Raw genomic sequence first — 21846 nt, 5'->3', positions numbered from 1 at the left:
CTTGTTCTCGCAGCCCGATGGTGACGACCAGACCTCCGACAATTCGGAGCTTCTCTACGTGTCGGCGACCTTTGGCGGGCAGACGCGGAATTTCTATCGCTTTCAGATGCAGGACGGCAGCACCGACTATTTCGACGAGAATGGTTCGAGCGCCAAGCAATTCCTGCTGCGCAACCCTCTGCCCAACGGGCGCTTCACCTCCGGCTTCGGCGCGCGCCGTCACCCAATTCTCGGTTATGTGCGCATGCATACAGGCACCGACTGGGCCGCCCCGATCGGATCGCCTATCATCGCGGCCGGCAATGGCGTCGTGGAGAAGGCCGGCTGGGCCGGCGGTTATGGCAAGCAGATCATCTTGCGCCATGCCAATGGCTATGAGACGTCCTACAACCACCAGAGCGCTTTTGCCAAAGGCATCGAGCCCGGCGTGCATGTGCGCCAGGGGCAGGTCATCGGCTATCTCGGCCAGACCGGCCTGTCGACGGGCCCGCATCTTCATTACGAGCTGATCGTCAACGGCACCAAGGTCGATTCGATGCGCGTGCGCCTGCCGGTCGGCAAAGTGCTGAAGGGTGACGATCTCGTGGCCTTCAAGAAAGAGCGCGAGCGCATCGACGATCTTCTGAAGCAAGAAGACGGCAACTCGCTGAAAGTCGCCAGCGCCAAGGCTGATACGCAGCTTCCGAACTAAGCAGTTCCGGAACTACTCTACCTCATTCAACGCAATCGCGGACGGAAGGCGACGGCAAAACCGCCGAGCTCAACCGCTCATGCTTTTCCTGGAACCGCAGCTAATCACGCTCATCATCTGACTGCCGTGGCCAGGGCGATGCCTGTCCGGGAACCGTGAACCAGGCGGTGAGGGAAGCAAGCACGCAAAGCAGCGCTGTGACCACCGCGACCGCGGTAAAAGCCGAATCACTTGCTGCAACTCTGGCCGCGTCGAGATTGGCGGCAAGTCCGGAAGCGGGCGGCTCGCCGAAACCGGGTATCCCGGTAGCGCTGCCGGTCATCCGCGCATAAACCCAGGCCGCCAGCGAGCCCATCGCAGCCACCGCGATCAGGCCACCGACGCGCGAGACAGCATTGTTGATGCCGGAGGCGGCCCCGGTATCCTTGTCCTCGACGGATGTCATGACCGCGGTCGACAGCGGCGACACGACCTGCGCCATGCCGAGCCCCATCAGCGCCATCAGGGGAAAGGTCCCGGTCCAGAAATTGTGGATGCCGAAATGAGCGAGCAGCGCGAGGCCGGCGAAGGCGATGGCGACGACCATGCTGCCGCTGGCGATCGGGAAGCGCGGACCGATCCGGTCCGACCACTGGCCGACCGGGCCGGATAGAAGCGCGATCAACGCCGACAGCGGCAGGAAGATGAAGCCGACCTCGGCCTCGCTCAGCCTCCAGCCGGCGATCAGAAGCATCGGCAGGTAGAACAGATTGGCCGACAGAGCGAAATAGAGAAAAAACGTCGCCAGATTGGCGCCGGCAAAGGCGTGGATGCGGAACAGGCCGAGATCGATCATCGGATCGCGCCGCCTGAACTCATAAAAGATGAAGACAAAGAGCAGGACCACACCGGCAACGATCGCCGGGCCCGACATCAATCCGGTACCTTCGGCATTCATTGCCGTCAGCCCGTAGGCGAGCAGGCCGAAGGCGAGCGTCGCCAGCGCGGCGCCGCCGAGATCGAGGCTGCGTTTCTCAGTCGGCTTGTCGGCCGGCACCTTGGCCAGAAGCAGATAGATCGAGATCAGCCCGAGCGGCAGGTTTATGGCGAAGATCGCGCGCCAGACCCCGTTGCCGAACGTCGTCAAAACGAAGCCGCCCAGAACGGGGCCGAGCGCCGTGGTCAGCGCCGAAGCGGCGGCCCAGATGCCGATCGCCCGGCCGCGCTCCTTCTTCGGATAGGCTTTGGCGATGATGGCGAGGCTGCCCGGCACCATGATCGCCGCGCCGATGCCCTGGATGGCGCGGAACGCGATCAATATCGCTGGATCGGGGGCGACCGCGCAGGCGAGCGAGGCCGCGATGAACAGCGCGATCCCGGTGACGAAGGCGCGCCGCAGCCCGAACCGGTCGCCTGCGGCACCGCCCGCCAGGATGAGTGCCGAGAGCGTCAGCGCATAGGCGTTGGATATCCACTGCGCCTCAGCCAGGCTGGCGCCGAGATCCGCGCGCAGCGCCGGCATGGCGATCGCCAGGATCGAGCCGTCGATGAAGCCGAGCGCCGAGGCAAGAATCGCTGCGACCAGCACGAATTTGCGCTGCATCTGGGGACAGAAGGTGCCGTTCGCGCGCGCGGGCGAATGCGAATCGACAGTCGTTTCGTTCGCGGATGACATGATTCCTGCTTAGCCCTCCGGAGTGATCGCAACAACGAGCCAGAGCATCGCTGCTCTTGAAACCAGGTGACAGAGCATGATGCCGAAAAGTGTAGAGCGGTTTTCGCACGACATCATGCTCCATCTTTTCTTGATTTAGGCCGGGTGGCGAGGTGAGCGGCAATCTTGAACGCAACCGCCGATCGCGTGCTAGGTTCCGACATTACGAATTATAAAGGGGGGAAGCCATGAAGCGGCCGCTCGAACCGTCGGCGGAAGGACGCGGGCGCATCGTCGGCATAACCGACGGCGTCTTCGCCATCGCGCTGACCTTGATCGTGCTGGAGATCAGGGTGCCGGCGCATGAGGCGGTGCATTCGGAAGGCGAGCTGCTCGCCGCAATCCTGGCGCTGGCGCCACGGTTCCTGACCTACGCGCTGAGCTTCCTGACGCTCACCATCTTCTGGTTCGGGCAGCAGGCGCAGCATGGCCTGATCGCGAAGTCGGACCGCAGGCTGGCGACGCTCAACCTGTGCTTTCTCGCCTTCATCGCGCTGCTGCCCTTCTCGACCGACCTCCTTGCCGATTTCCTCGAGTTCAGGATCGCGGTGCTGGTCTACTGGCTGAATCTGCTGATGCTCGGCGTCTCGCTGTTCGCGAGTTGGTGGTACGCCGACAGGAACGGCATGATAGCCGAGGATGTCGACGCGGAGACGCGACGCACCGTCTACAATCGTATCGTCAAGGCGCAGGCACGGTGGGCGGTCGGCGCGGCGCTTTGCCTGATCACGCCGCTGCTCAGCATCGTCTTCATTCTGCTGGTGCAGCTCATCTATGCCGCGGCGCCGCGCGCCTCACTGCTGCGTAAACTCATCGGTTGAGGTCCCGCCGACCTCCGCGATTGCTGGTCCGCCGACGAATTCCACAGTGACGCCAGGCGACACCAGCTTGGCGAGTTCCCGCGCGTCCCAGTTGGTCAGGCGCACGCAGCCATGACTCTCGGTCTTGCCGATCTTGGAGGGATCGGGCGTGCCATGGATGCCGTAGGTCGGCTTGTCGAGCGCGATCCACACCGAGCCGACCGGACCGTTCGGGCCCGGCGGGACGGTGAGAATCTTGTCGTTCTGGCCCTGCTTGAAATTGATGTTGGGGTTGTAAGTGTAATTCGGGTCGAGCGCGATGCGCGAGACGGCATGGATGCCGGTCGGCGACGGCGTGTCGGCCGAGCCGATGGTCGCCGGATAGGCCGCGACCAGCTTGCCGCTGCCATCATAGGCGTAGACTTCCTTCTTGGTCTTGTCGGCGACGATGCGCGTCACCGGCGTCGAAACCAGCTTGCCGAAATTGGCGACCTTGATCATCGTGCCGGGGCGATTGAAGTCGACCCCTTTGTTGATCGACTTCAGATAGGTCTCGTCCATGTGGAAGCGCTCGGCCAGCGCCTCGGTGACCGAGGTGTAGCACATGCAGTCAAGCTTGGCCTTCTGGCTGTAATCCTCTGGAATCGAAGCGACATACGGGCCGGCCACATCTTCCGGCGTGATCGTGTAGGAAGCAAAAGGCTCACCGCCCGACTGGGCGAGCGCCGCCTGGATGCCTACCGCGTCGGTCGATTTCAGATTCGTGCCGTTTATTTCATTGTAGGCGGCCAGCGCCTTGTCGACATTGGAGCCGAAGCGCCCATCGATCACACCCGGCGAAGCGCCGCCGCGATCGAGCAGCACCTGCAGCGCGGCAACATCCTGACGCACGCCGAGCGACAGCGACGGATCGACACTGGCCTTGCCGCCCGTGTTCGGCGGCAACGAGGTCTCCGGATTGGTCTGCAGCACCTCGCCCTGGCCCGGCTGCTCCGGGTCGATCGACGCCTCGCTCAGCGGCTGGCGCTTGATGGCGTTGGACTTCGGCTCCTCCGGATAGGTGGTGGCATAGCCTTCATCATTGTTGGGCGCCGGGGGATAGGCATCGACGGAATTGTCGTCGCTGTTGGGATCGTATTGGTCGGCCGGCGACGGGATGACCCGGCCATTCTCCTCCAGCTGCCGCCGGCGGAAGCGCGCCATGTCCTCGGGATTGTCGAGATAATAGCGGTCGCCGTCCTCGGCCGGCGCGCGGCCGAGCTCCTGCGTGCGCATCTGCCGGCGAAGCGCGCGGCGGTCGAGCCTGCTCCCCGGCGGCTGGATGGCGATCACCTTGCCGCTGTCGGCATCGACCAGCACCCGGTTGCCCCTGGCGTCGTGATAGATATCGATATTGCCTTCCTGGGCCAGCATCAGCGCGCCGCGCTCAGCCGGGCGCACGCCTTGCGGGCCATCCACGCTCGGCGCGGCGAACGCGCCGGAACACGCCAGCCCGGCCGCGAGTGCCGAAAGGGAAAAGATCAAGCGCAGCATGGGGGTCAAGCTCTCCGGTCGATTCTGGCTTCTGGCGGGCGAATCTTCGCCAGCAAACCAGTTACCCAAATTAAGGTTCCAACATGAACCGGGCATGAAGATGGCGGCTTTCCAGTGCCTTAGGGAACATTGGCTAGTCTGCGGCAAGTCCCAATTGCTTGCGTGCCTGTCTGGTCAGCTTCAGGACGACCAGGCGATAGCTCTCGCAGATAGTCCTTGAGCGCCGCATCATTCATGCTTTGGCTTGTCTGACGCTGGATCCATTTCATGCCGCGCGAAGCGAGATAGGGCGCCGGCCGGCAGCCCGGCTGATCCTTGAGCACGTCATAGGCCATCTCTGAACATTTGAAGGTGACGAACAACTCGCCGCCCTCATTCCAGCCGCCGATGGCAAACACCTTGCCGCCGACCTTCCAGACGTGGGCGCCGCCCCACTGGACGACATGCGTCGTGGCGGGCAATGAAGCGCAAAAGCCGTTGTAATCGTCGAGCTTCATCGAGTCCTTCCGCGCATCCGAATCGGCAGCTGATTATGGTCGGTCCCCGAAAATAACAAAGCGCGCCGCACCGGACCGGTGCGACGCGCCTGTTCATTCCAACGTGCCGGGGATCAGGCGGCGGCTTCCGTCGCCACCACGGTCGGCTTCGAGCGGAAGTTCAGCCGATCGGAACCCGCCGTGACCTTGACGGTCGAACCGTCGAGGATCTCGCCGAGCAGGATCTTCTCCGCCAGCGGGTCCTGCAGTTCCTTCTGCATCACCCGCTTCAGCGGCCTGGCGCCATAGGCCGGGTCGTAGCCCTTGGCCGCCAGCCAATCGATCGCATCGTGATCCAGCGACAGCGTGATCTTGCGATCGACGAGCAGGTTCTCCAGCCGCTTCAGTTGGATCTCGACGATGCGGTCCATATCCTGCCGGCGCAGCCGGTGGAACAGGATCACCTCGTCGACGCGGTTGAGGAATTCCGGCCGGAACGAGGCTTTCACCACGCTCATGACCTCGTCACGCACGGCATCGACATCCTGGTCGTCGCTGAGGCTGACCAGGTATTCGGCGCCGAGGTTGGACGTCATGATGATGAGCGTGTTGCGGAAATCGACCGTGCGGCCCTGACCGTCCGTCAGTCTTCCGTCATCGAGCACCTGCAGGAGCACGTTGAACACATCCGGATGCGCCTTCTCGATCTCGTCGAACAGCACGACCTGATAAGGCCGGCGCCGCACCGCTTCGGTCAATGCGCCGCCTTCCTCATAGCCGACATAGCCGGGAGGCGCGCCGATCAGCCGGGCGACGGAGTGCTTCTCCATGAACTCCGACATGTCGATGCGCACCAGCGCCGTCTCGTCGTCGAACAGGAAGCTCGCCAGCGCCTTGGTGAGCTCAGTCTTGCCGACGCCGGTGGGCCCGAGGAACATGAACGAGCCAATCGGCCGGTTCGGATCCTGCAGCCCGGCGCGGGCGCGGCGCACGGCTTTCGACACCGCCTGCACGGCCTCGCCCTGGCCGACGACGCGCTTGCCTATCTCGTCTTCCATGCGCAGCAGCTTCTCGCGCTGCCCTTCGAGCATCTTGTCGACCGGAATGCCGGTCCACCGCGACACGACATGAGCGACGTGGTCAGGCGTGACCACCTCTTCCACCATGCCGGTCTTGCCGTCCTGAGCCTCGGCTTCCTTGAGCTTCTTCTCCAGCTCCGGGATCTTGCCATAGGCAAGCTCGCCGGCGCGCTGGAACTCGCCCTTGCGCTGCGCGATCGCCAATTCGTTGCGCGTCTCGTCGAGCTGCTTTTTCAGGTCTGCGGCCAGGCCGAGCTTCTGCTTTTCGGCCTGCCACTTCGTGGTCAGCGCGGTCGATTCCTCCTCTAGGCCGGCGAGCTCCTTCTCCAGCCGGGCAAGCCGGTCCTTCGAGGCATCATCCTTCTCGACCTTCAGCGCCTCGCGCTCGATCTTCAGCTGCATGATGCGACGGTCGATCTCGTCCAATGCCTCGGGCTTGGAATCGACCTGCATGCGCAGCCTGGACGCGGCCTCGTCGACCAGGTCGATCGCCTTGTCCGGCAGGAAGCGGTCGGCGATGTAGCGGTTGGAAAGCGTCGCCGCCGACACCAGCGCGGAATCGGAGATGCGCACCTTATGGTGCTGCTCGTATTTCTCCTTCAGGCCGCGCAGGATCGATACCGTGTCCTCCACTGTCGGCTCGTCGACGAAGACGGGCTGGAAACGGCGGGCAAGGGCGGCGTCCTTTTCGACATGCTTGCGGTATTCGTCGAGCGTGGTCGCGCCGACGCAGTGCAGCTCGCCGCGCGCCAGCGCTGGCTTCAACAGGTTCGACGCGTCCATCGCGCCGTCCGCCTTTCCGGCGCCGACCAGCGTGTGCATCTCGTCGATGAACAGGATGATGTTGCCGCTGGCCGAGGTTACCTCGTTGAGCACGGCCTTCAGCCGCTCCTCGAACTCGCCGCGATATTTGGCGCCGGCGATCAGCGCGCCCATGTCGAGCGCCATCAACTGCTTGTCCTTCAGCGATTCCGGCACGTCGCCATTGACGATGCGCAGCGCCAAGCCCTCGGCGATCGCCGTCTTGCCGACGCCCGGCTCGCCGATCAGCACGGGGTTGTTCTTGGTGCGCCGCGACAGCACCTGGATGGTGCGGCGGATCTCGTCGTCGCGGCCGATGACCGGATCGAGCTTGCCCGCGCGGGCGTCGGCCGTCAGGTCGCGCGCGTATTTCTTCAGCGCGTCATAGCCCTGCTCGGCACTCGCCGAATCGGCGGTGCGGCCCTTGCGGATATCATTGATGGCCTGGTTGAGCGCCTGCGCGGTGACGCCGGCCTTGGACAGGATATCGGCGGTCTTGGCCGACTTCTCCATGACGAGCGCCTGCAGCAGCCGCTCGACGGTGACGAAGCTGTCGCCGGCCTTCTTGGCCAGGTCCTCGGCGGTCGAGAACACCTTGGCGAGCGGCTGGGCAAGATAGAGCTGGCCGTTGCCGCCTTCGACCTTGGGCATGGCCTCGAGCGCCGTCTCCACGCCGAGCTTGACGTCGCGGGCATTGCCGCCGGCGCGCTCGATCAGGGACGCGGCAAGGCCCTCGTCATCGTCGACGAGCACCTTCAGCATATGTTCAGGCGTGAATTGCTGATGGTTGCGCGAGAGCGCCATGGTCTGCGCGGACTGGATGAAGCCGCGCACGCGCTCCGAGTATTTTTCAAGATTCATATCTGTCTCCTTCCGTCACCGGCCCGCTTTGCGGCACCGGATCAGATTGCGGTGACGGACCCGCTCAAAAGAGCCGAGCCCTGTTCAGCCGAGATATGGTGTATGGGGTGCGGTCCCTCAAGACGCCTTGACGTCGATCAAAGCAGAATATCTCACTGCATGTCGCCCCAGAAGTGCGCTGCGGTTTTGGGGCAAGCGACATGCATCGGTCAAAGAGAGCTAGAGCGCCGCGGCGCGCTTTAGCCCTGCACGAATGAAGACGGCGGAGAAAGATCCCCGCCGTCTCTAATGCCTGAAATGGCGTTTCGGTTAGTTGTTCGCGTCCGCGGTCACAGGCTCGCCAGCAGCTTCGCCGACGACCGGCGTCGGCTCGCTGGCGACAGGTTCGCTCGCCGGCCTTGCCTCTTCGGCGGGCTTGGCGCCGGCTTCGCCGCCATTGTTCGGCGCGTTATGTGCTTCGCCTGAATTTTCGGGGCTTGCGCTCTGCGGCTGGTCGCCCTGCTCGCCATTGCCGGCCTGATCGGCATAGTTGCCGCGCGGGCGGCGCGGACGCCGCGGCCGGCGACCGCCACCATTGTCCTTGGCGGCTTCGTTGAGCTCTGCCTGTGCGGCGAGCGCTGCCGGCGAGAAACTGTCGAACTGCGGCGCCTGCTCGGCCTTGGTTCCGGCCTCTCCAGCGGCCTCGGGCTGCGCCGGGGTCTCGTTGCGCCGGTTCTGGTCGAACTGCTGGCCGCCATGCTCGCCACGCTGGCCGTTTTCGCCACGCTGACCGTTCTGGCCATACTGGCCGTAGCCGCCGTTGCGACGATCACGATGCCGGTCGCGGCCATTATGGTCGCGATTGTCACGCTGATTGTTGTCGCGCCTGTTGTTGTCGCGGCCACTTTCCTGATTGTAGGCGAGTTCTGCCGGCGTTCCTTCGATCACCGGCTGCGGCCCCGAGCCGTTCGCTGCGGCTGGTGCCTCGGTCCCGTTGACGTTAGTGTTGCCAACGGCATCGAACTCGTCACGATCCTCGTCCAGATCGTCATCGAAGTCGTCGCGGTTCTGCTGGGCGTTCTGGATCGGCATCTGCGCCTGCGCTGCGGCAATGATGCGATTGTAGTGCTCGGCGTGCTGGAGATAATTCTCCGCCATCACCCTGTCGCCAGAGCTTTGGGCGTCGCGGGCGAGTGCAGCGTATTTCTCGGCTATCTGTTGAGCCGATCCGCGGATCTTTACGTCCGGGCCGTTGCTCTCATAGCTGCGGGTCAGGGGATTGGGCCCCTTGCGGTTGTTGCCACCGCCGCCGCCCGTGTTGTTGCGACCGCGCATGCGCCTGTTCTGCTGTTGTGGCCTCATTAGACTCTCTTCATAGTGAATTTTCGAAAACTCTTCACGAACGGAGGCGCTCATGCAGCCAGCCGTTTCGTTTCTTCACCGGCGTTCGCCCGCATCAATTGCGTTGGCGCCACGTGCCATCCTGTTCCGGTTACATCACTTGCCGGATGATTCCCGCACGAAGCTTGGGCGTCGTTTGCGCAAGAAGGCAGCTATTTCCAAGGAAAACCGAATCGCTGGGAGCACTGCCTGCTTCGTCTCATCCGGTTGAGCCGGACCCTAACTGCATTCCCCGGCGTTGCCAAGCGGTTTTTTCGCGCTGCATCAAGCCTTTCAACGCTCGAACACCAGAACTCTGTCGTTGCCGCCGAGGTCGCGATAGGCGCCGGCGATCTTATAGCCGGCTGCCGCGAATATCCCGGTTACCTCGTTCTTCTGCGTGTGGCCGATCTCGACCGCTACCTTGCCTTGCGCTTCCAGAAATCCTGCCGCTTCAGCGGCGATGACCCGGTAGGGGTCCAAACCATCCGCACCGCCGTCCAAGGCCCGGTGCGGGTCGAAATCGCGGACCTCGCCCTGCAGATTCCCAATCTCTTGACTGGGTATATAGGGAGGGTTCGAGGCAATTACATGGTAGGACCCCGAAACTTTTTCAAACCAGTTGGAATGCAACGCTTTGAAACGCCCGCCGAGCCCTAGATCCCGGGCATTTTCGGTCGCTTTCGCCAACGCCCCCTCGGAAATATCGACGCCGGTCGCGATCGCGGCCGGAACGGCGTTGAGCAGAGCCAGCGCGATGGCTCCGGTGCCGGTGCCGAGATCGAGAATGCGGCATCCGCCCAGCCGTTCGGCAGTCGTCCTGGCGAAAGGCAGAATGGCGTCGACCAGCGTCTCGGTGTCCGGCCGCGGCTCAAGCGTCGCCGGCGAAAGCGACAGGCGCAAGCCGTAGAATTCGCGGTAGCCGAGGATGCGGTGCGCCGGCTCACCTGCGACGCGACGCCCCAGGGCCGTTTGGATGGCCGAAAGCGCCGCGGAACCCACCTTTTGCCGTGGTTCGGCAATGGCCTGGGTGCGGGTCATGCCGGAAAAATGTTCGACGATCAGCCGGGAATCGAGTGCCGGATCGTCAATGCCGGCAGCGGCCAGACGCTCGCGCGCCACCCTGAGCAGCGGGCCGAGGGCGGCGGGCAGTCGATCAGCCATCGAGGCTCATATCGGCAAGCAGCTTCGACTGATGGTCGGCGATCAGCGCATCGATGATCTCGTCGAGCTCGCCCATCATCACCCGGTCGAGCTTGTAGAGCGTGAGGTTGATGCGGTGGTCGGTGACGCGCCCCTGCGGGAAGTTGTAGGTGCGAATGCGCTCCGACCGGTCGCCGGACCCGACCTGCGACTTGCGCGACTCCGAGCGCTCCTCGTCGGCCCGGCTGCGCTCCAGGTCGTAGAGCCGCGCGCGCAGGATCTGCATGGCGCGCGCCCGGTTCTGGTGCTGCGACTTCTCCGCCTGCACCACCATAATGCCGGTTGGCAGGTGAGTGATGCGAACCGCCGAGTCGGTGGTGTTGACGTGCTGGCCGCCGGAGCCCGAGGCGCGCATCGTGTCGATGCGGATATCCTCGGCCCGGATCTCGATATCGACCTCCTCGGCTTCGGGCAGCACGGCGACCGTCGCCGCCGAGGTATGGATGCGCCCGCCGGCTTCGGTTTCCGGCACGCGCTGGACGCGGTGAACGCCGGATTCGAACTTCAGATGCGCGAATACGCCCTTGCCCGACACCGAGGCGATGATTTCCTTGTAGCCGCCGACCTCGCCGTCGCTGGCCGAAACGACCTCGAACCGCCAGCCGCGCGAGGCGGCATAGCGCTCGTACATGCGGAAGAGGTCGCCGGCGAACAAGGCCGCCTCGTCGCCGCCGGTGCCGGCGCGGATTTCGAGGATGGCGTTCCTTTCGTCGGCCGCATCCTTGGGCAGAAGGAGGATCTGGATGTCCTTCTGCAGCGCCTCGATCCGGCTCTCGACCTCCGGCAGGTCCGCCTCGGCCAAGGCCCGCATCTCGGCGTCGGTCGCCTTGTCGGAGAGCATCGCCTCGAGATCCGCCTGTTCCTGCTCGGCGGCGCGCAACGCCCGGATCCTGCCCACCATCTCCTGGATGTCGGCGTATTCCGACGCCATCTTGACATATTGATCGGCGGCGGGCCCAGCCGCCATCTGCGCTTCGAGCATGTCGAAACGCTTGACGACTTGATCCATACGGTCGCGGGGCAGGTTGATCATGATTGGGCTGCTATAGCGGAATGGAGCGGTCGTCGGCAAAGGCCTGCAGCAGCGCCCGCATCGGCGTTCCCAGGGTGGGCGCCATCAGATTGTCCCGGAAAAAGGCCTGCAGTTCCTGCAGCGGCAGTTCGGTCAGCATCGCCTTGACCGGACCGATCGAGGCCGGCGACATCGAGATCGAGCGGAAGCCGAGGCCGATCAGCGCCATCGCCGAGATGGGCTTACCTGCCAATTCGCCGCAAAGCGTCACTGGCGTGTGATTGCGGGCGCCGGCATCGGCGATCGTCTTCAGCACCCGCAGGAACGGCGCCGAGAGCGTGTCGAAACGGTCGGCAAGCTGGGTGTTGCCGCGGTCGACGGCCATGATGAACTGGAAGAGGTCGTTGGAGCCGACCGAAACGAAATCCACTGCCTTCATCAGTTCGTCGAGCTGGAACAGGAGCGAGGGCACTTCCAGCATCGCGCCAAGCTTGAGACTGGTGGGCAGGTGATGGGCAAAGCGTGACAGGTGCCGGACCTCGCGGTCAATGATCTCGCGCGCCTGCGCGATCTCGGACAGCTCGGTCACCATCGGCAGCATCAGCTTCAATTCGCGGCCGCCGCTGGCCTTCAGGAGCGCCCGGATCTGTGTTCTGAGCAGGCCGGGACGATCGAGCGTGAGCCGGATCGCGCGCCAGCCGAGCGCCGGGTTTTCCTCCTGGATCGCGCCCTTGAAATAAGGCAGCACCTTGTCGCCGCCAATATCGATTGTGCGGAAGGTGACCGGCTTGCCGCGCGCGGCATCGAGCACGTCGCGGTAGAGCCGCTCCTGCGCCTCGGCGCGCGGGAAGGTTGAGGCAACCATGAACTGCAATTCGGTGCGGAAGAGCCCGATGCCGGCGGCGCCCGATTCGGTCAGCTGCGGCAGGTCGACGGCAAGACCCGCATTCATCAGGAGATCGACCGGAACGCCATCCTTGGTCAGCGACGGCTTCTTGCGCAGCTCGCGATAGACTTCCTGCCGCCGCGCCCGGAATCGGACTTTTTCAGCATAGGCGGCCTCGAGGTCCGACTGCGGGCGCAGGTGGATGGTCCCTTCCTCGCCGTCGACGATGATGGCGTCGCCGTTTTCCGCCATGGAAACGGCGCCCTTCATCTGGCCGGCGACGGGAATGCCCATGGCGCGTGCGACGATGACGACGTGACTGGTCGCGGCGCCTTCCTCCAGCACCAGGCCGCGCAGCTTGTCCCTGGGATAGTCGAGCAGTTCGGCCGCGCCCATCGAGCGGGCGACGATGATGGCGTCCTTGGGCAGCGAAGCCGCGACATCCTCCGGCCCGCGCCCCATCAGCTGGCGCAAGAGCCGGTTGGCAAGGTCGTCGAAATCGCTCATCCGCTCGCGCAGATAGGGATCGGTCATGTGCAGCATGCGGGCGCGCATGTCGCTCTGCACCTTCTCGACCGCGGCTTCCGCCGTCAGGCCGTTGCGGATCGCCTCTTCCAGCCTGCGCACCCAACCGCTGTCATTGGCGAACATGCGATAGGCCTCGAGCACCTCGCGGTGCTCGCCCTCGAAGGCGACCTCGCGCCGCTCAAGCATGTCGTCGATGGAAAGCCTGAGCGAACCGAGCGAGGATTGCAGCCGGCGCACCTCCTCCTCGCTGTCCTCGTTGAAGAGGTTGGTGACGACGATGCGCGGCTCGTGCAGCACGACATGGCCGAGCCCGACGCCCTCGTTGAAGGAAAGGCCGGTGAAGCTCACCGGGCGGCGCAGGTCGAGCTCCAGCCCGGGCCGGGTCAGTCGCGCGAGATCGCCGGTGGCGATCATCTCGGCGATCACCATCGCCGTCGTTTCCAGCGCCTCGACCTCGTCGTCGCGATAATGGCGCATCGTCTTGTTCTGCACTACCAGCACGCCCAGCGTGCGCCCCGCCCTCAGCACTGGCACGCCGAGGAAGGAATTGTAGATCTCTTCGCCCGTCTCCGGCAGGTAGGCGAAGGCCGGATGCTCCTGCGCGTTGGAGAGGTTGAGCGGCCGCGCGCTGGCGGCGATCGTGCCGACAAGACCCTGACCGAGTCGCAACTGCGCCAGGTGGACGGCGTTGGGGTTCAAACCCTCGGTGGCATAGAGCTCGAGCACCGAGTCGGCGCGCAGCACATAAAGCGAGCAGACCTCGGCCACCATGTTGGAGGCGATGTCGCGCACGATGCGGTCGAGCCGCTCCTGCGGCTCCAGCGGCTCCTGCATGAGCTCGCGAAGCCGTTTGAGCAGAACGCGCGGGCCACCGGCCGTATCACGCATCGCGGCTTGTTCTCCAATGGGCATTTCGCCCGCCGCAGTTTCTCCCGCGGCCGGCGCTCACGCAACAACTGACTCAGTTCTTGCTATTGCTTATCCAGACCGTAGACGGAATGCAAAGTACGAACTGCAAGTTCCGTATAGGGACCGTCGATCAGTATCGAGATTTTGATCTCGGAAGTGGTGATGGCACGGATGTTGATCGCCTTGTCGGCCAGCGCCTTGAACGCGGTGGCGGCGACGCCGGCGTGGCTCCTCATGCCGATGCCGATGACCGAGACCTTCGACATGCCGGCTTCCGACTGAACGACGTCGTAGCCGACTTCGGCTTTCAGCTTCTCCAGCACCGAAAGCGCCTTGTCGACGTCGCCGGACGGCACGGTAAAGGTCATGTCGGTGAACTTGCCGTCCTCGGAGATGTTCTGGACGATCATGTCGACATTGATGTTGGCCTCGGCCAGCGGGCCGAAGATGCCGGCGGCGACGCCTGGACGATCGCCGACGCGGCGCAGCGAAATCTGCGCTTCGTCCTTGGCGTAGGCAATTCCGGTGACGACCTGCTGTTCCACGATCTCTTCCTCGTCGCAAATGAGCGTTCCGGGCGGATTGAGCAAATCCCCCATTCCGGGCGCATCGGGATCGTCGAAGGACGACCGCACGAAGGTACGCACCCTGTGTACCATGGCAAGCTCGACGGAGCGCACCTGCAGCACCTTGGCGCCGAGCGAGGCCATTTCTAGCATTTCCTCGAAGGAAATCTTGGCGAGACGCCGGGCTTTCGGCTCGATGCGCGGATCGGTGGTGTAGACGCCGTCGACATCGGTGTAGATGTCGCAGCGGTCGGCCTTGACCGCCGCCGCAATCGCGACGGCGCTTGTATCTGAGCCGCCGCGGCCGAGCGTCGCGATGCGGTTGTCCGGCCCGATGCCTTGGAAACCGGCGATCACCGCCACCTGGCCCTCGCCGAAGCGCTTGATCAGGAAGGCGCCGTCGATGTCGAGGATGCGCGCCGCGCCATGCGCATTGTCAGTCTTGATCGGGATCTGCCAGCCCTGCCAAGAGCGGGCATGCACCCCCATGCTCTGCAGCGTGATCGCCAACAGGCCGGCGGTGACCTGTTCGCCCGAGGCGACGACCGCGTCATATTCGCGAGCGTCATGCATCGGCGAGGCCTCGCGCGTCCAGGCGACCAGTTCGTTGGTCTTGCCGGCCATCGCCGACACCACGACCGCCACCTCATGGCCGGCATCGACCTCGCGTTTGACATGGCGCGCCACATTGCGGATGCGGGCGATGTCGGCGACCGAGGTTCCGCCGAATTTCATCACGATACGCGCCATGGAAGCAAAATGCCTTTGACTGAAGCCGGCACAGGGCCGGAACCGGAAAGAAACGCCAGGGTTAAGCCGGGCGAGGAAATGCGCGGCCTCCTTAGCCAAAACAGCAAGGCTTCGCAAGCAAGCGCAATTGTGGCCGGCCGGACAACGCTCATCCTGGCGGATTCCTGTCGCTGATCATGCCATAAGACGGCCGAAACCGGCCTTTGGAGATTCCTGTGATCGAGACCCTGGAAATCGTCACGTTCCGCCTCAAGCCCGGCACCGAAGCCGGCTTTGTCGCCAATAACGGGATCATGACCGATTGGCTTGCCCGGCAGCCGGGCTTTCTTGCCCGTCACCTCGGGAAGCGTGAGGATGGCACCTGGGTGGATGTCGTGCGTTGGGAGAGCCTGGATCAGGCCCAGGAGGCGGCGGACCGCATCATGGCCGAAATCGGCGACAGCGAGGCCATGCAGGCGATCGAGCCCACCAGCGTCGCCGTGAGCCACGCCGAGGTTGCGCTGTCTCGCTAGGCTGACCACCCGCCCACGTCTTCCGCTAGGCGAACGGGTCAGGGCAGCGCTTGCTACCGGCCGGGATAGTGAAGCACGAAACCGGCTGGCAAAACGTCCGGGATGGCGCCATAGCCGAAGGCCGGGGCGGCATAAGCGTAGCGGTTTTCGTCCAGCCGTCGATGGGTCTGGTCGAGGCGCGTGAGCCTGAGCTCGGGAACGGCCAGATAGGCGGCAGGAGGGGCAACGACCGGCGCGCGGGATGCTTGCCGGCATCGCGTGTGGCAGCAGCCGAAAAACCCTGCCTTGACTTTTGGCGCCAAGGACCCGACTTCCTAACGTCCGAGGAGGGCCCACCATGCCAGAACCCCGCCGATCGACCATCGATGCCGGAGAAGTCGAACGCTTCTCCGCCCTTGCCGCCGAATGGTGGAACCCGAACGGCAAGTTCCGCCCGCTGCACAAATTCAATCCGGTGCGGCTTGCCTATATCCGCGACCAGGTGGCGGCGCGTTTTGGCCGCGATCCGCGCGCGGCCCGGCCGTTCGAGGGCCTGCGTTTCCTCGATATCGGCTGCGGCGGCGGCTTGCTGTGCGAGCCGATGGCCAGGCTAGGCGCTGAAGTGGTCGGCGCCGACGCTTCCGCCACCAACATCGAAGTGGCCAAGCTGCACGCGGCGGAGGTCGGCGTCAGCATCGATTATCGGGCCACGTCGGCCGAGGAACTGGCCGACGCCGGCGAGACCTTCGACGTCATTCTCAACATGGAAGTGGTCGAGCATGTTGCCGATGTCGATCTGTTCGTCGCCAAATGTGGCCAGATGGTTCGCCCGGGCGGCATCATGTTCGTCGCGACCATCAACCGCACGCTGAAGGCGCTCGGCCTTGCCATCATCGGCGCCGAATATGTGCTGCGTTGGCTGCCGCGCGGCACGCACCAATTCGGCAAGCTGGTGCGGCCGGACGAACTGGAAAAGGCGCTAGGCGCAGCCGGGCTCACGGTGATCGACCGTACCGGCGTCATGTACCACCCGCTGGCCGACCGCTGGCAGCGCTCGAAGGATATGGACGTCAACTATATGGTGCTGGCGGAGAAAGCCTCGGTCTGATCGCGTCAGGCCTTAGCTTCCAACGGCCGATAGCCGCCCCGCCAGTATCAGTTCCCGCCCGGCATCCTCGGTCCTGACAGCTTCAACCGACCGATGGCGATCGAATGCGTGCCGCGGTCGAGCCAAGGCGCCGCCACCCATCGTCGCCGGCATCTGCAGCCGGAACCCGCCGACAGCAACGAGGATTAGCTGCGGGACGATGCCGGCTCGATGCGAACTGGTACAGGCGCACCAGTCTGGCTTTGCGCCTTCGTCGTGATGAACACGCCGGCGGTTATGATGGCGGCGCCGAGCCAAGTCAGAAGCTGGTAGTGCTCGCCGAGGAGGATCGTCCCGGCGAACAGGCCGACCGCCGCCGCCACGTAACCGATCTGGCTGAGATAGACCGGCCCGCCGACGGCCTGCAGCCGGAAGAAGAAAGCAAACATTGCCGAGGCCGAGGCGATCTGTCCGACGATCACCAGCGGCACGCCGACAAGCGGCGCGAAGGCCTGCCAACCCAAAAGCGTCAAAATGCCGACGAGCAGCAACGTGGCCGAGGCCAGATGGCTGCCGACCGCCAGTTCGATGGGCCCAGTGCCCTTGGGCCAGTCAACGGTGCGGTAGATGTTGCCGGCGGCGAGGCTGACCGGGATGAGCAGCCCGATCGCCACCCAGAAATAATCCGCAGCCTGACCGGCCTCGCCGCGCGTGAGCGCGACCATCACCGCGCCGACGAAGCCGACGGCGATGCCGGTGACGCCGAGCAGGTTCGGACTCCTGACGCCGAGCAGGATCGAGAACACCAGCGTGATCACTGGCGACAGCGTGAACATGATGCCGGTATAGCCGGCGCCGAGATGCGGGATGGCGGAGAACATCAAAAGATTGGGGATGGCATAGGAAATCGCGGCGGTGACGAAGAAATAGCGCAGCTTGTGCGGCGTCAACCGGATGGGCTCGCCGCGCAGCAGAAGCGCAAGCAACAGCACGCCGCCGGCACCGAACGAGATAACGAAGGCCCAGATCATAGCCGGCACGCCAGCGGCGGTGGCGAGCTTGCCGAACGGCAGCGTCATGCCGAGCAGGCCGCCGGTCACGACCAGAAGGCCGATAGCCGAATCCCAGAGAAATTTCATCGGGCTGTCCTGTCGCTGCGCGACCGCTTGGCGGCCGGTTCATCTTACGGTACGATAGCGTAAAGATTCTTTATGTCAAGATACTTTTCGGTGAGAGATATGGATAGAGCTAGCAGGGCCATGGAGCAGTGGCGACGGGAGCGGCCGGATCTCGACGTGTCGCCGATGCGCGTCATCGGGCGTCTGAACGAAGCCTCGTCCCTCATCGCGCGCGATCGCCTCGCGCCGGTCTTCACCCGTTTCGGATTGCAGCCCGGCGAATTCGATGTGCTGGCGACATTGCGCCGGTCGGGCTCACCTTACGCGCTGACGCCGACCGAGCTTTATGAGGCGACGATGGTGACGTCCGGCGCCATGACCGCCCGCCTCGATCGCCTGGAAAAGGCCGGGCTGACCCAGCGCGCGCCGCACCCCAGCGACAGGCGGGGCGTGGTTGTGCAACTCACCGCGAAAGGCCGCGAGCTCGCCGACACCGCACTCACCGCCCATGTCGCCAACGAGCATGAGATCCTCGCCGGCCTTACGCAAGAGGACCGGGAAGTGCTGGCAAAACTGCTGGAAAAACTGATCAGAAGCTTGGGTTCGCCGTCCTAATTCTGGTCGTCCGGAAAGCTCGGGATCGGCATGAATTCGACGCCGTCCTCGATCAGGCTTTCCGCTTCTTCCGGCGTCGCCTCGCCATAGATGCCGCGCGGATCGGTCTCGCCGAAGTGGATCTTGCGCGCTTCCTCGGCGAACTTGTCGCCGACATAGTCGGCACTCTCGCGCACCTTCTCGGCCAGCGCCTTCAGCTGCGCCAGCGCCTGCTTCTGGGCTTCGCCCATGGCCAAAGCCATCTTCTCCTGCTTGCGCGAGGTCGAGACAGCCGGGGCCATCAGCGCCTTCTCTATCTTGTGCGAGCCGCAGCTCGGGCAATCGATGAAGCCGCGCCTCCTCTGGATGTCGAAGTCGTCATTGCTGCGAAACCAGGCTTCGAACTCGTGCTCGTGTTCGCAGATCAGGGAAAAGCGGATCAAGAGGCTGCACCCCTGAGACGCGGCGTCTCGCTTGCGTCGGCATTGACGGTGAAATCACGCGCATTCCTGAGATTGGGGATCTTGCGGCGCGCCGCAAGCGACTGGGACGGATCGATCTCGGCGACGATCACCCCGGGCTCGTTATGCGCAGCCTCCGCGATGATGCGCCCCCAAGGGTCGACGATCAGCGAATGGCCATAGGTCTCACGCCCGTCCTCGTGCAGGCCGCCCTGCGCGGCGGCGATCACATAGGCGCCGTTCTCAATGGCGCGGGCACGCAACAGCACGTGCCAATGCGCCTCGCCGGTCTGACGCGTGAAGGCGGCCGGCACCGTCAGCACCTCGGCCCCGGCCATCGCCTCGGCGCGGAACAGCTGCGGGAAGCGCAGGTCGTAGCAGACGGCAAAGCCCAGTCTCGTTCCGCTGATGTCGGTCACGGCCGCTTCCGTTCCCGGCTCGTAGGACGCGGATTCACGCCAGCTCTCGCCATTGTCGAGATCGACATCGAACATATGGATCTTGTCATAGCCAGCGATCAGGGTGCCTTCGGGCGAAAACAGGTACGCGCGGTTGGCGAGCTTGCCGTCGGCGCGCAGGATCGCGGTCGAGCCGATATGCAAGTGGATGCCGAGCTCCTTCGCCAGCCTGCGCGCAGTAGCGACGACGACATCCTTGTCCTCGGTGGTGAAGGCTGCTGCCCCCGCCTGCTTGTCACGGATCAGCGCGCCGGTCATTTCCGGCGTCTGGACATAGGTGGCGCCCTGGTCGGCGGCCTGACGGACCAGAACCTCCATGTCGGCCGCGTTGCGCTCCGGGCTGGTCCCGGAACGCATCTGCACCGCCGCCGCCTTGAAAACCCCCATGATCAAGCCCTCGCTCCGTTGGCAAGCAGCACGTCAAGCCGGCCCTGTGACTCCAATTCATGGAGATCGTCGCAGCCGCCGACATGTGTGTTGCCGATGAATATCTGCGGAAAAGTGGTGCGTCCATGCGCCCGCGAAATCATTTCCTGGCGCAATTCCGGTGAAAATGAAGCGTCGTGCTCGGTATAGGCCACCCCCTTGCGCTCGAGCAACCGCTTTGCCGCCGTGCAATAACCGCACATCATCCGGGTATAGATCGTCACATCGACCATCGATCAGCAATCCTGCCTGCGCACGTCGTCCAACACTTATGCGAGAGCGACATCCACCAAAACAACTACTTAAGCACTATATAGTTGCAGACTCATCGGGCCGAAAGTCCCCCGGCAGCACGCGGGCGAACGTGAGGACGTCGACCGCCCCGGCGCCGCCCTTCTTCAACGCCTTGGCGACCGCCCTCACCGTGGCGCCGGTGGTGTAGACATCGTCGACGACCAGCACCCGGCGGCCCGCGATCTCGATTTCAGCGTCCGATGGAACGCGGAAGGCGGCGCGCACATTCTCTTCGCGCTCATGTCGTTCGAGCCCGACCTGCTGGCGCGTCAGCTTCACGCGTTTGACCGCGGATGGCGAGAATGGCAGCCCGCTGAGCTTTGCAACGGCGCGTCCAAGCTCCGCCGACTGGTTGAACTGGCGCCGGAAGAAGCGCCGCCAGTGCAACGGAACCGGCACGACCAGATCGGCCTCGGCAATCAGCTCCGCGCCGGCGCGGATCATCCAGTTCGCCATCCAGGGCGCCAGATCGGTCCGGTCCTGGTATTTCAGCCCCTGGACCATCTGCCGGGCGACGCCCGAATAGACGACGGCCGCCCGCGCCCGCTCGAAGGGTGGCGGATCAGCGATCGCCTCGGCGGACAGAAACCCCTCGCCCATGTCGTGGGTGAAGGGCGTGCCCATCACCGGGCACCAGGGCTTCTCCAGCAGCCTGAGCTTCGGCCAGCAGGCGCCGCACAAGACGCCAGGCTGCGACACATGGCGACGGCAGCCGGCGCAAACCGGCGGAAACAACAGACGCGCCGGCAAGGCCAGTGCCTGCCGCGTCATGTCCTGAACCGCGCTGGTCTTGATCTTGTGCACCGGATCGGCCACGTGAAAGGAAACCTCGCGCCACCTTAACACCACTCCGGCGGGTGCGGACAACAGGAAGCTTTTCATTGCAGCCTTTGATCGACACTGAGCTCTGGCTCGCGCGCAAGCGCCGGGCTCTCGCCCGCCCCGTCGAGGGTGCCGATTTCCTGATGCGGCGAGCGGCCGAAGACCTTGCCGATCGGCTGGGTGCCGTCGAGCGCCGCTTCGGCAAGGCGGCCGCGCTGTTCTGCCAGACGTCGGCGGCGTTCGAGGTGCTCGCCGCCAGCGGCAAGGTCGGCGAGATCGTGCGTGTCGAGATGGACGAAGCGCTTCTGGCCGGCGCCCCGGGCCTGGTAGCGCCGCCGGAGATCGTGCCGTTCGAGGACGGCAGCCTCGATCTCGTCGTCTCCCTGCTCTCGCTGCACGCGATGAACGACATTCCCGGCGTGCTGGCGCAAATCCGCCGGGCGCTGAAACCGGACGGGCTTTTCCTTGGCGCTCTCGCCGGCGCGGGGACGCTGGCCGAATTGCGCGAAAGCATGCTTGCGGCCGAGACGGAGCTTTACGGCGGCGCGAGCCCGCGCATCCTTCCTTTCACCGATGTGCGCGATGCGGGTGCGCTGTTGCAGCGCGCCGGTCTGGCATTGCCTGTCGCCGATGTCGAAACGGTCGTCGTGCGCTACGATACACTGTTTGATCTCGCGGCCGATCTGCGCGCCATGGGCGAAACCAGCCCGCTCATCGACCGCAGCCGCCGGCCGGGCAGCAGGCGGCTGTTTGCCCGCGCCGCCGAAATCTATGCCGAACGGTTCTCGGATCCGGACGGCCGCGTCCGCGCAGGCTTTTCGATTGTCTGGATGTCCGGCTGGGCGCCCGACGCCTCGCAGCAAAAGCCGCTCAAGCCTGGGTCAGCCAAGGTATCGCTGAAGGCGATCCTGGAATACCCGCCGAAGGGCTGACCGCGTCTCTGATTGC

20 protein-coding genes and 1 pseudogene (1 of these 21 running past the window's edge) are annotated in these 21846 nt (G+C 64.5%); 6 read left to right on the top strand and 15 right to left on the bottom strand.

Features of this window, described 5'->3' with window-relative positions; all coding sequences use genetic code 11:
- Positions 1 to 691 carry the 3' end of a M23 family metallopeptidase gene (locus tag P9272_RS04260; protein WP_278159279.1) on the top strand. The gene continues 1289 nt to the left of window position 1, outside the view, so the window shows 691 of its 1980 coding nt (coding positions 1290-1980); the start codon falls outside the window, past its left edge; it ends in the stop codon at positions 689 to 691.
- A 100-nt stretch (positions 692 to 791) separates the two neighbouring features.
- On the opposite strand, the gene P9272_RS04255 is transcribed toward P9272_RS04260, so the two are convergent.
- Entirely contained in the window at positions 792 to 2345 is a 1554-nt protein-coding gene (locus P9272_RS04255; protein ID WP_128259750.1) for an MFS transporter, read from the bottom strand.
- A 227-nt stretch (positions 2346 to 2572) separates the two neighbouring features.
- Here P9272_RS04255 and P9272_RS04250 point away from each other — a divergent pair, with 227 nt between their 5' ends.
- Positions 2573 to 3205 carry a TMEM175 family protein gene (locus tag P9272_RS04250; RefSeq protein WP_278159277.1) on the top strand — a complete coding sequence of 211 codons (633 nt, stop codon included), beginning with the start codon at positions 2573 to 2575 and terminating at the stop codon, positions 3203 to 3205.
- On the opposite strand, the gene P9272_RS04245 is transcribed toward P9272_RS04250, so the two are convergent.
- The 8 genes and pseudogenes from P9272_RS04245 to P9272_RS04210 all read right to left on the bottom strand — a co-directional run bounded on the left by P9272_RS04245 (position 3179) and on the right by P9272_RS04210 (position 15147).
- The gene (locus tag P9272_RS04245; RefSeq protein ID WP_278159275.1) at positions 3179 to 4717 is read right to left on the bottom strand and encodes a L,D-transpeptidase family protein; all 1539 of its coding nucleotides are present in this window, start codon (positions 4715 to 4717) and stop codon (positions 3179 to 3181) included. The two genes, P9272_RS04250 and P9272_RS04245, sit on opposite strands and share 27 nt — an antisense overlap.
- 133 nt (positions 4718 to 4850) lie before the next feature.
- Positions 4851 to 5214, bottom strand: a pseudogene (locus P9272_RS04240) (MmcQ/YjbR family DNA-binding protein).
- 113 nt (positions 5215 to 5327) lie between these two features.
- Positions 5328 to 7934: an ATP-dependent chaperone ClpB gene (gene clpB, locus P9272_RS04235; RefSeq protein WP_128259754.1), complete on the bottom strand. Its 2607-nt coding sequence runs from the start codon at positions 7932 to 7934 to the stop codon at positions 5328 to 5330.
- A 309-nt stretch (positions 7935 to 8243) separates the two neighbouring features.
- Positions 8244 to 9275 (bottom strand): DUF4167 domain-containing protein, encoded by a 1032-nt coding sequence (locus P9272_RS04230; RefSeq protein ID WP_278159274.1) that lies wholly within the window; start codon positions 9273 to 9275, stop codon positions 8244 to 8246.
- Between the two features lie 312 nt (positions 9276 to 9587).
- On the bottom strand, positions 9588 to 10457 hold the full coding sequence (gene prmC / locus P9272_RS04225) for a peptide chain release factor N(5)-glutamine methyltransferase (protein WP_278159273.1): 870 nt from the start codon (positions 10455 to 10457) through the stop codon (positions 9588 to 9590).
- A complete protein-coding gene (gene prfA, locus P9272_RS04220; protein ID WP_278159272.1) occupies positions 10450 to 11529 on the bottom strand; it encodes a peptide chain release factor 1 in 1080 nt (359 codons plus the stop codon). Before prfA ends, prmC begins: the two co-directional genes overlap by 8 nt.
- A 10-nt stretch (positions 11530 to 11539) precedes the next feature.
- Positions 11540 to 13810, bottom strand: coding sequence for a phosphoenolpyruvate--protein phosphotransferase (ptsP, locus tag P9272_RS04215; protein ID WP_128259758.1), 2271 nt, complete (start codon positions 13808 to 13810; stop codon positions 11540 to 11542).
- Between the two features lie 83 nt (positions 13811 to 13893).
- A complete protein-coding gene (locus P9272_RS04210) occupies positions 13894 to 15147 on the bottom strand; it encodes an aspartate kinase (RefSeq protein WP_278159271.1) in 1254 nt (417 codons plus the stop codon).
- A gap of 215 nt (positions 15148 to 15362) precedes the next feature.
- Here P9272_RS04210 and P9272_RS04205 point away from each other — a divergent pair, with 215 nt between their 5' ends.
- The gene (locus P9272_RS04205; RefSeq protein WP_278159270.1) at positions 15363 to 15659 is read left to right on the top strand and encodes a hypothetical protein; all 297 of its coding nucleotides are present in this window, start codon (positions 15363 to 15365) and stop codon (positions 15657 to 15659) included.
- A gap of 53 nt (positions 15660 to 15712) precedes the next feature.
- Here P9272_RS04205 and P9272_RS04200 read toward each other — a convergent pair whose 3' ends face one another.
- Positions 15713 to 15961: a putative glycolipid-binding domain-containing protein gene (locus P9272_RS04200; protein ID WP_278159269.1), complete on the bottom strand. Its 249-nt coding sequence runs from the start codon at positions 15959 to 15961 to the stop codon at positions 15713 to 15715.
- A 35-nt stretch (positions 15962 to 15996) separates the two neighbouring features.
- Between P9272_RS04200 and ubiG the strand changes: the two genes are divergently transcribed.
- On the top strand, positions 15997 to 16746 hold the full coding sequence (ubiG, locus tag P9272_RS04195; protein ID WP_128259761.1) for a bifunctional 2-polyprenyl-6-hydroxyphenol methylase/3-demethylubiquinol 3-O-methyltransferase UbiG: 750 nt from the start codon (positions 15997 to 15999) through the stop codon (positions 16744 to 16746).
- 185 nt (positions 16747 to 16931) lie between these two features.
- Here ubiG and P9272_RS04190 read toward each other — a convergent pair whose 3' ends face one another.
- A complete protein-coding gene (locus P9272_RS04190; RefSeq protein ID WP_278159268.1) occupies positions 16932 to 17864 on the bottom strand; it encodes a DMT family transporter in 933 nt (310 codons plus the stop codon).
- Between the two features lie 99 nt (positions 17865 to 17963).
- On the opposite strand from P9272_RS04190, the gene P9272_RS04185 reads away from it, so the two are divergent.
- Positions 17964 to 18458: a MarR family transcriptional regulator gene (locus tag P9272_RS04185; protein WP_278159267.1), complete on the top strand. Its 495-nt coding sequence runs from the start codon at positions 17964 to 17966 to the stop codon at positions 18456 to 18458.
- On the opposite strand, the gene P9272_RS04180 is transcribed toward P9272_RS04185, so the two are convergent.
- The 4 genes from P9272_RS04180 to P9272_RS04165 all read right to left on the bottom strand — a co-directional run bounded on the left by P9272_RS04180 (position 18455) and on the right by P9272_RS04165 (position 20892).
- The gene (locus P9272_RS04180) at positions 18455 to 18880 is read right to left on the bottom strand and encodes a DUF1178 family protein (protein ID WP_278159266.1); all 426 of its coding nucleotides are present in this window, start codon (positions 18878 to 18880) and stop codon (positions 18455 to 18457) included. The genes P9272_RS04185 and P9272_RS04180 overlap by 4 nt on opposite strands.
- Positions 18877 to 19743, bottom strand: a complete 867-nt coding sequence (locus P9272_RS04175) for a carbon-nitrogen hydrolase family protein (protein WP_278159664.1) — start codon at positions 19741 to 19743, stop codon at positions 18877 to 18879. The genes P9272_RS04180 and P9272_RS04175 overlap by 4 nt, the downstream gene beginning before the upstream one ends.
- Before the next feature lie 2 nt (positions 19744 to 19745).
- Complete coding sequence (grxC, locus tag P9272_RS04170; protein WP_128259766.1) at positions 19746 to 20015, bottom strand: glutaredoxin 3; 270 nt, start codon at positions 20013 to 20015, stop codon at positions 19746 to 19748.
- Between the two features lie 76 nt (positions 20016 to 20091).
- Positions 20092 to 20892 (bottom strand): ComF family protein, encoded by an 801-nt coding sequence (locus P9272_RS04165; RefSeq protein WP_278159662.1) that lies wholly within the window; start codon positions 20890 to 20892, stop codon positions 20092 to 20094.
- A 65-nt stretch (positions 20893 to 20957) separates the two neighbouring features.
- Between P9272_RS04165 and P9272_RS04160 the strand changes: the two genes are divergently transcribed.
- Positions 20958 to 21830, top strand: a complete 873-nt coding sequence (locus P9272_RS04160; protein WP_278159265.1) for a methyltransferase domain-containing protein — start codon at positions 20958 to 20960, stop codon at positions 21828 to 21830.
- The last annotated feature ends 16 nt before the right edge of the window (positions 21831 to 21846 follow it).

It is taken from the genome of Mesorhizobium sp. WSM4976, assembly GCF_029625685.1.
GTDB lineage: Bacteria > Pseudomonadota > Alphaproteobacteria > Rhizobiales > Rhizobiaceae > Mesorhizobium.
Note: the sequence above shows the minus strand (reverse complement) of the source record. Positions and strands in the feature narration are given on the sequence as shown.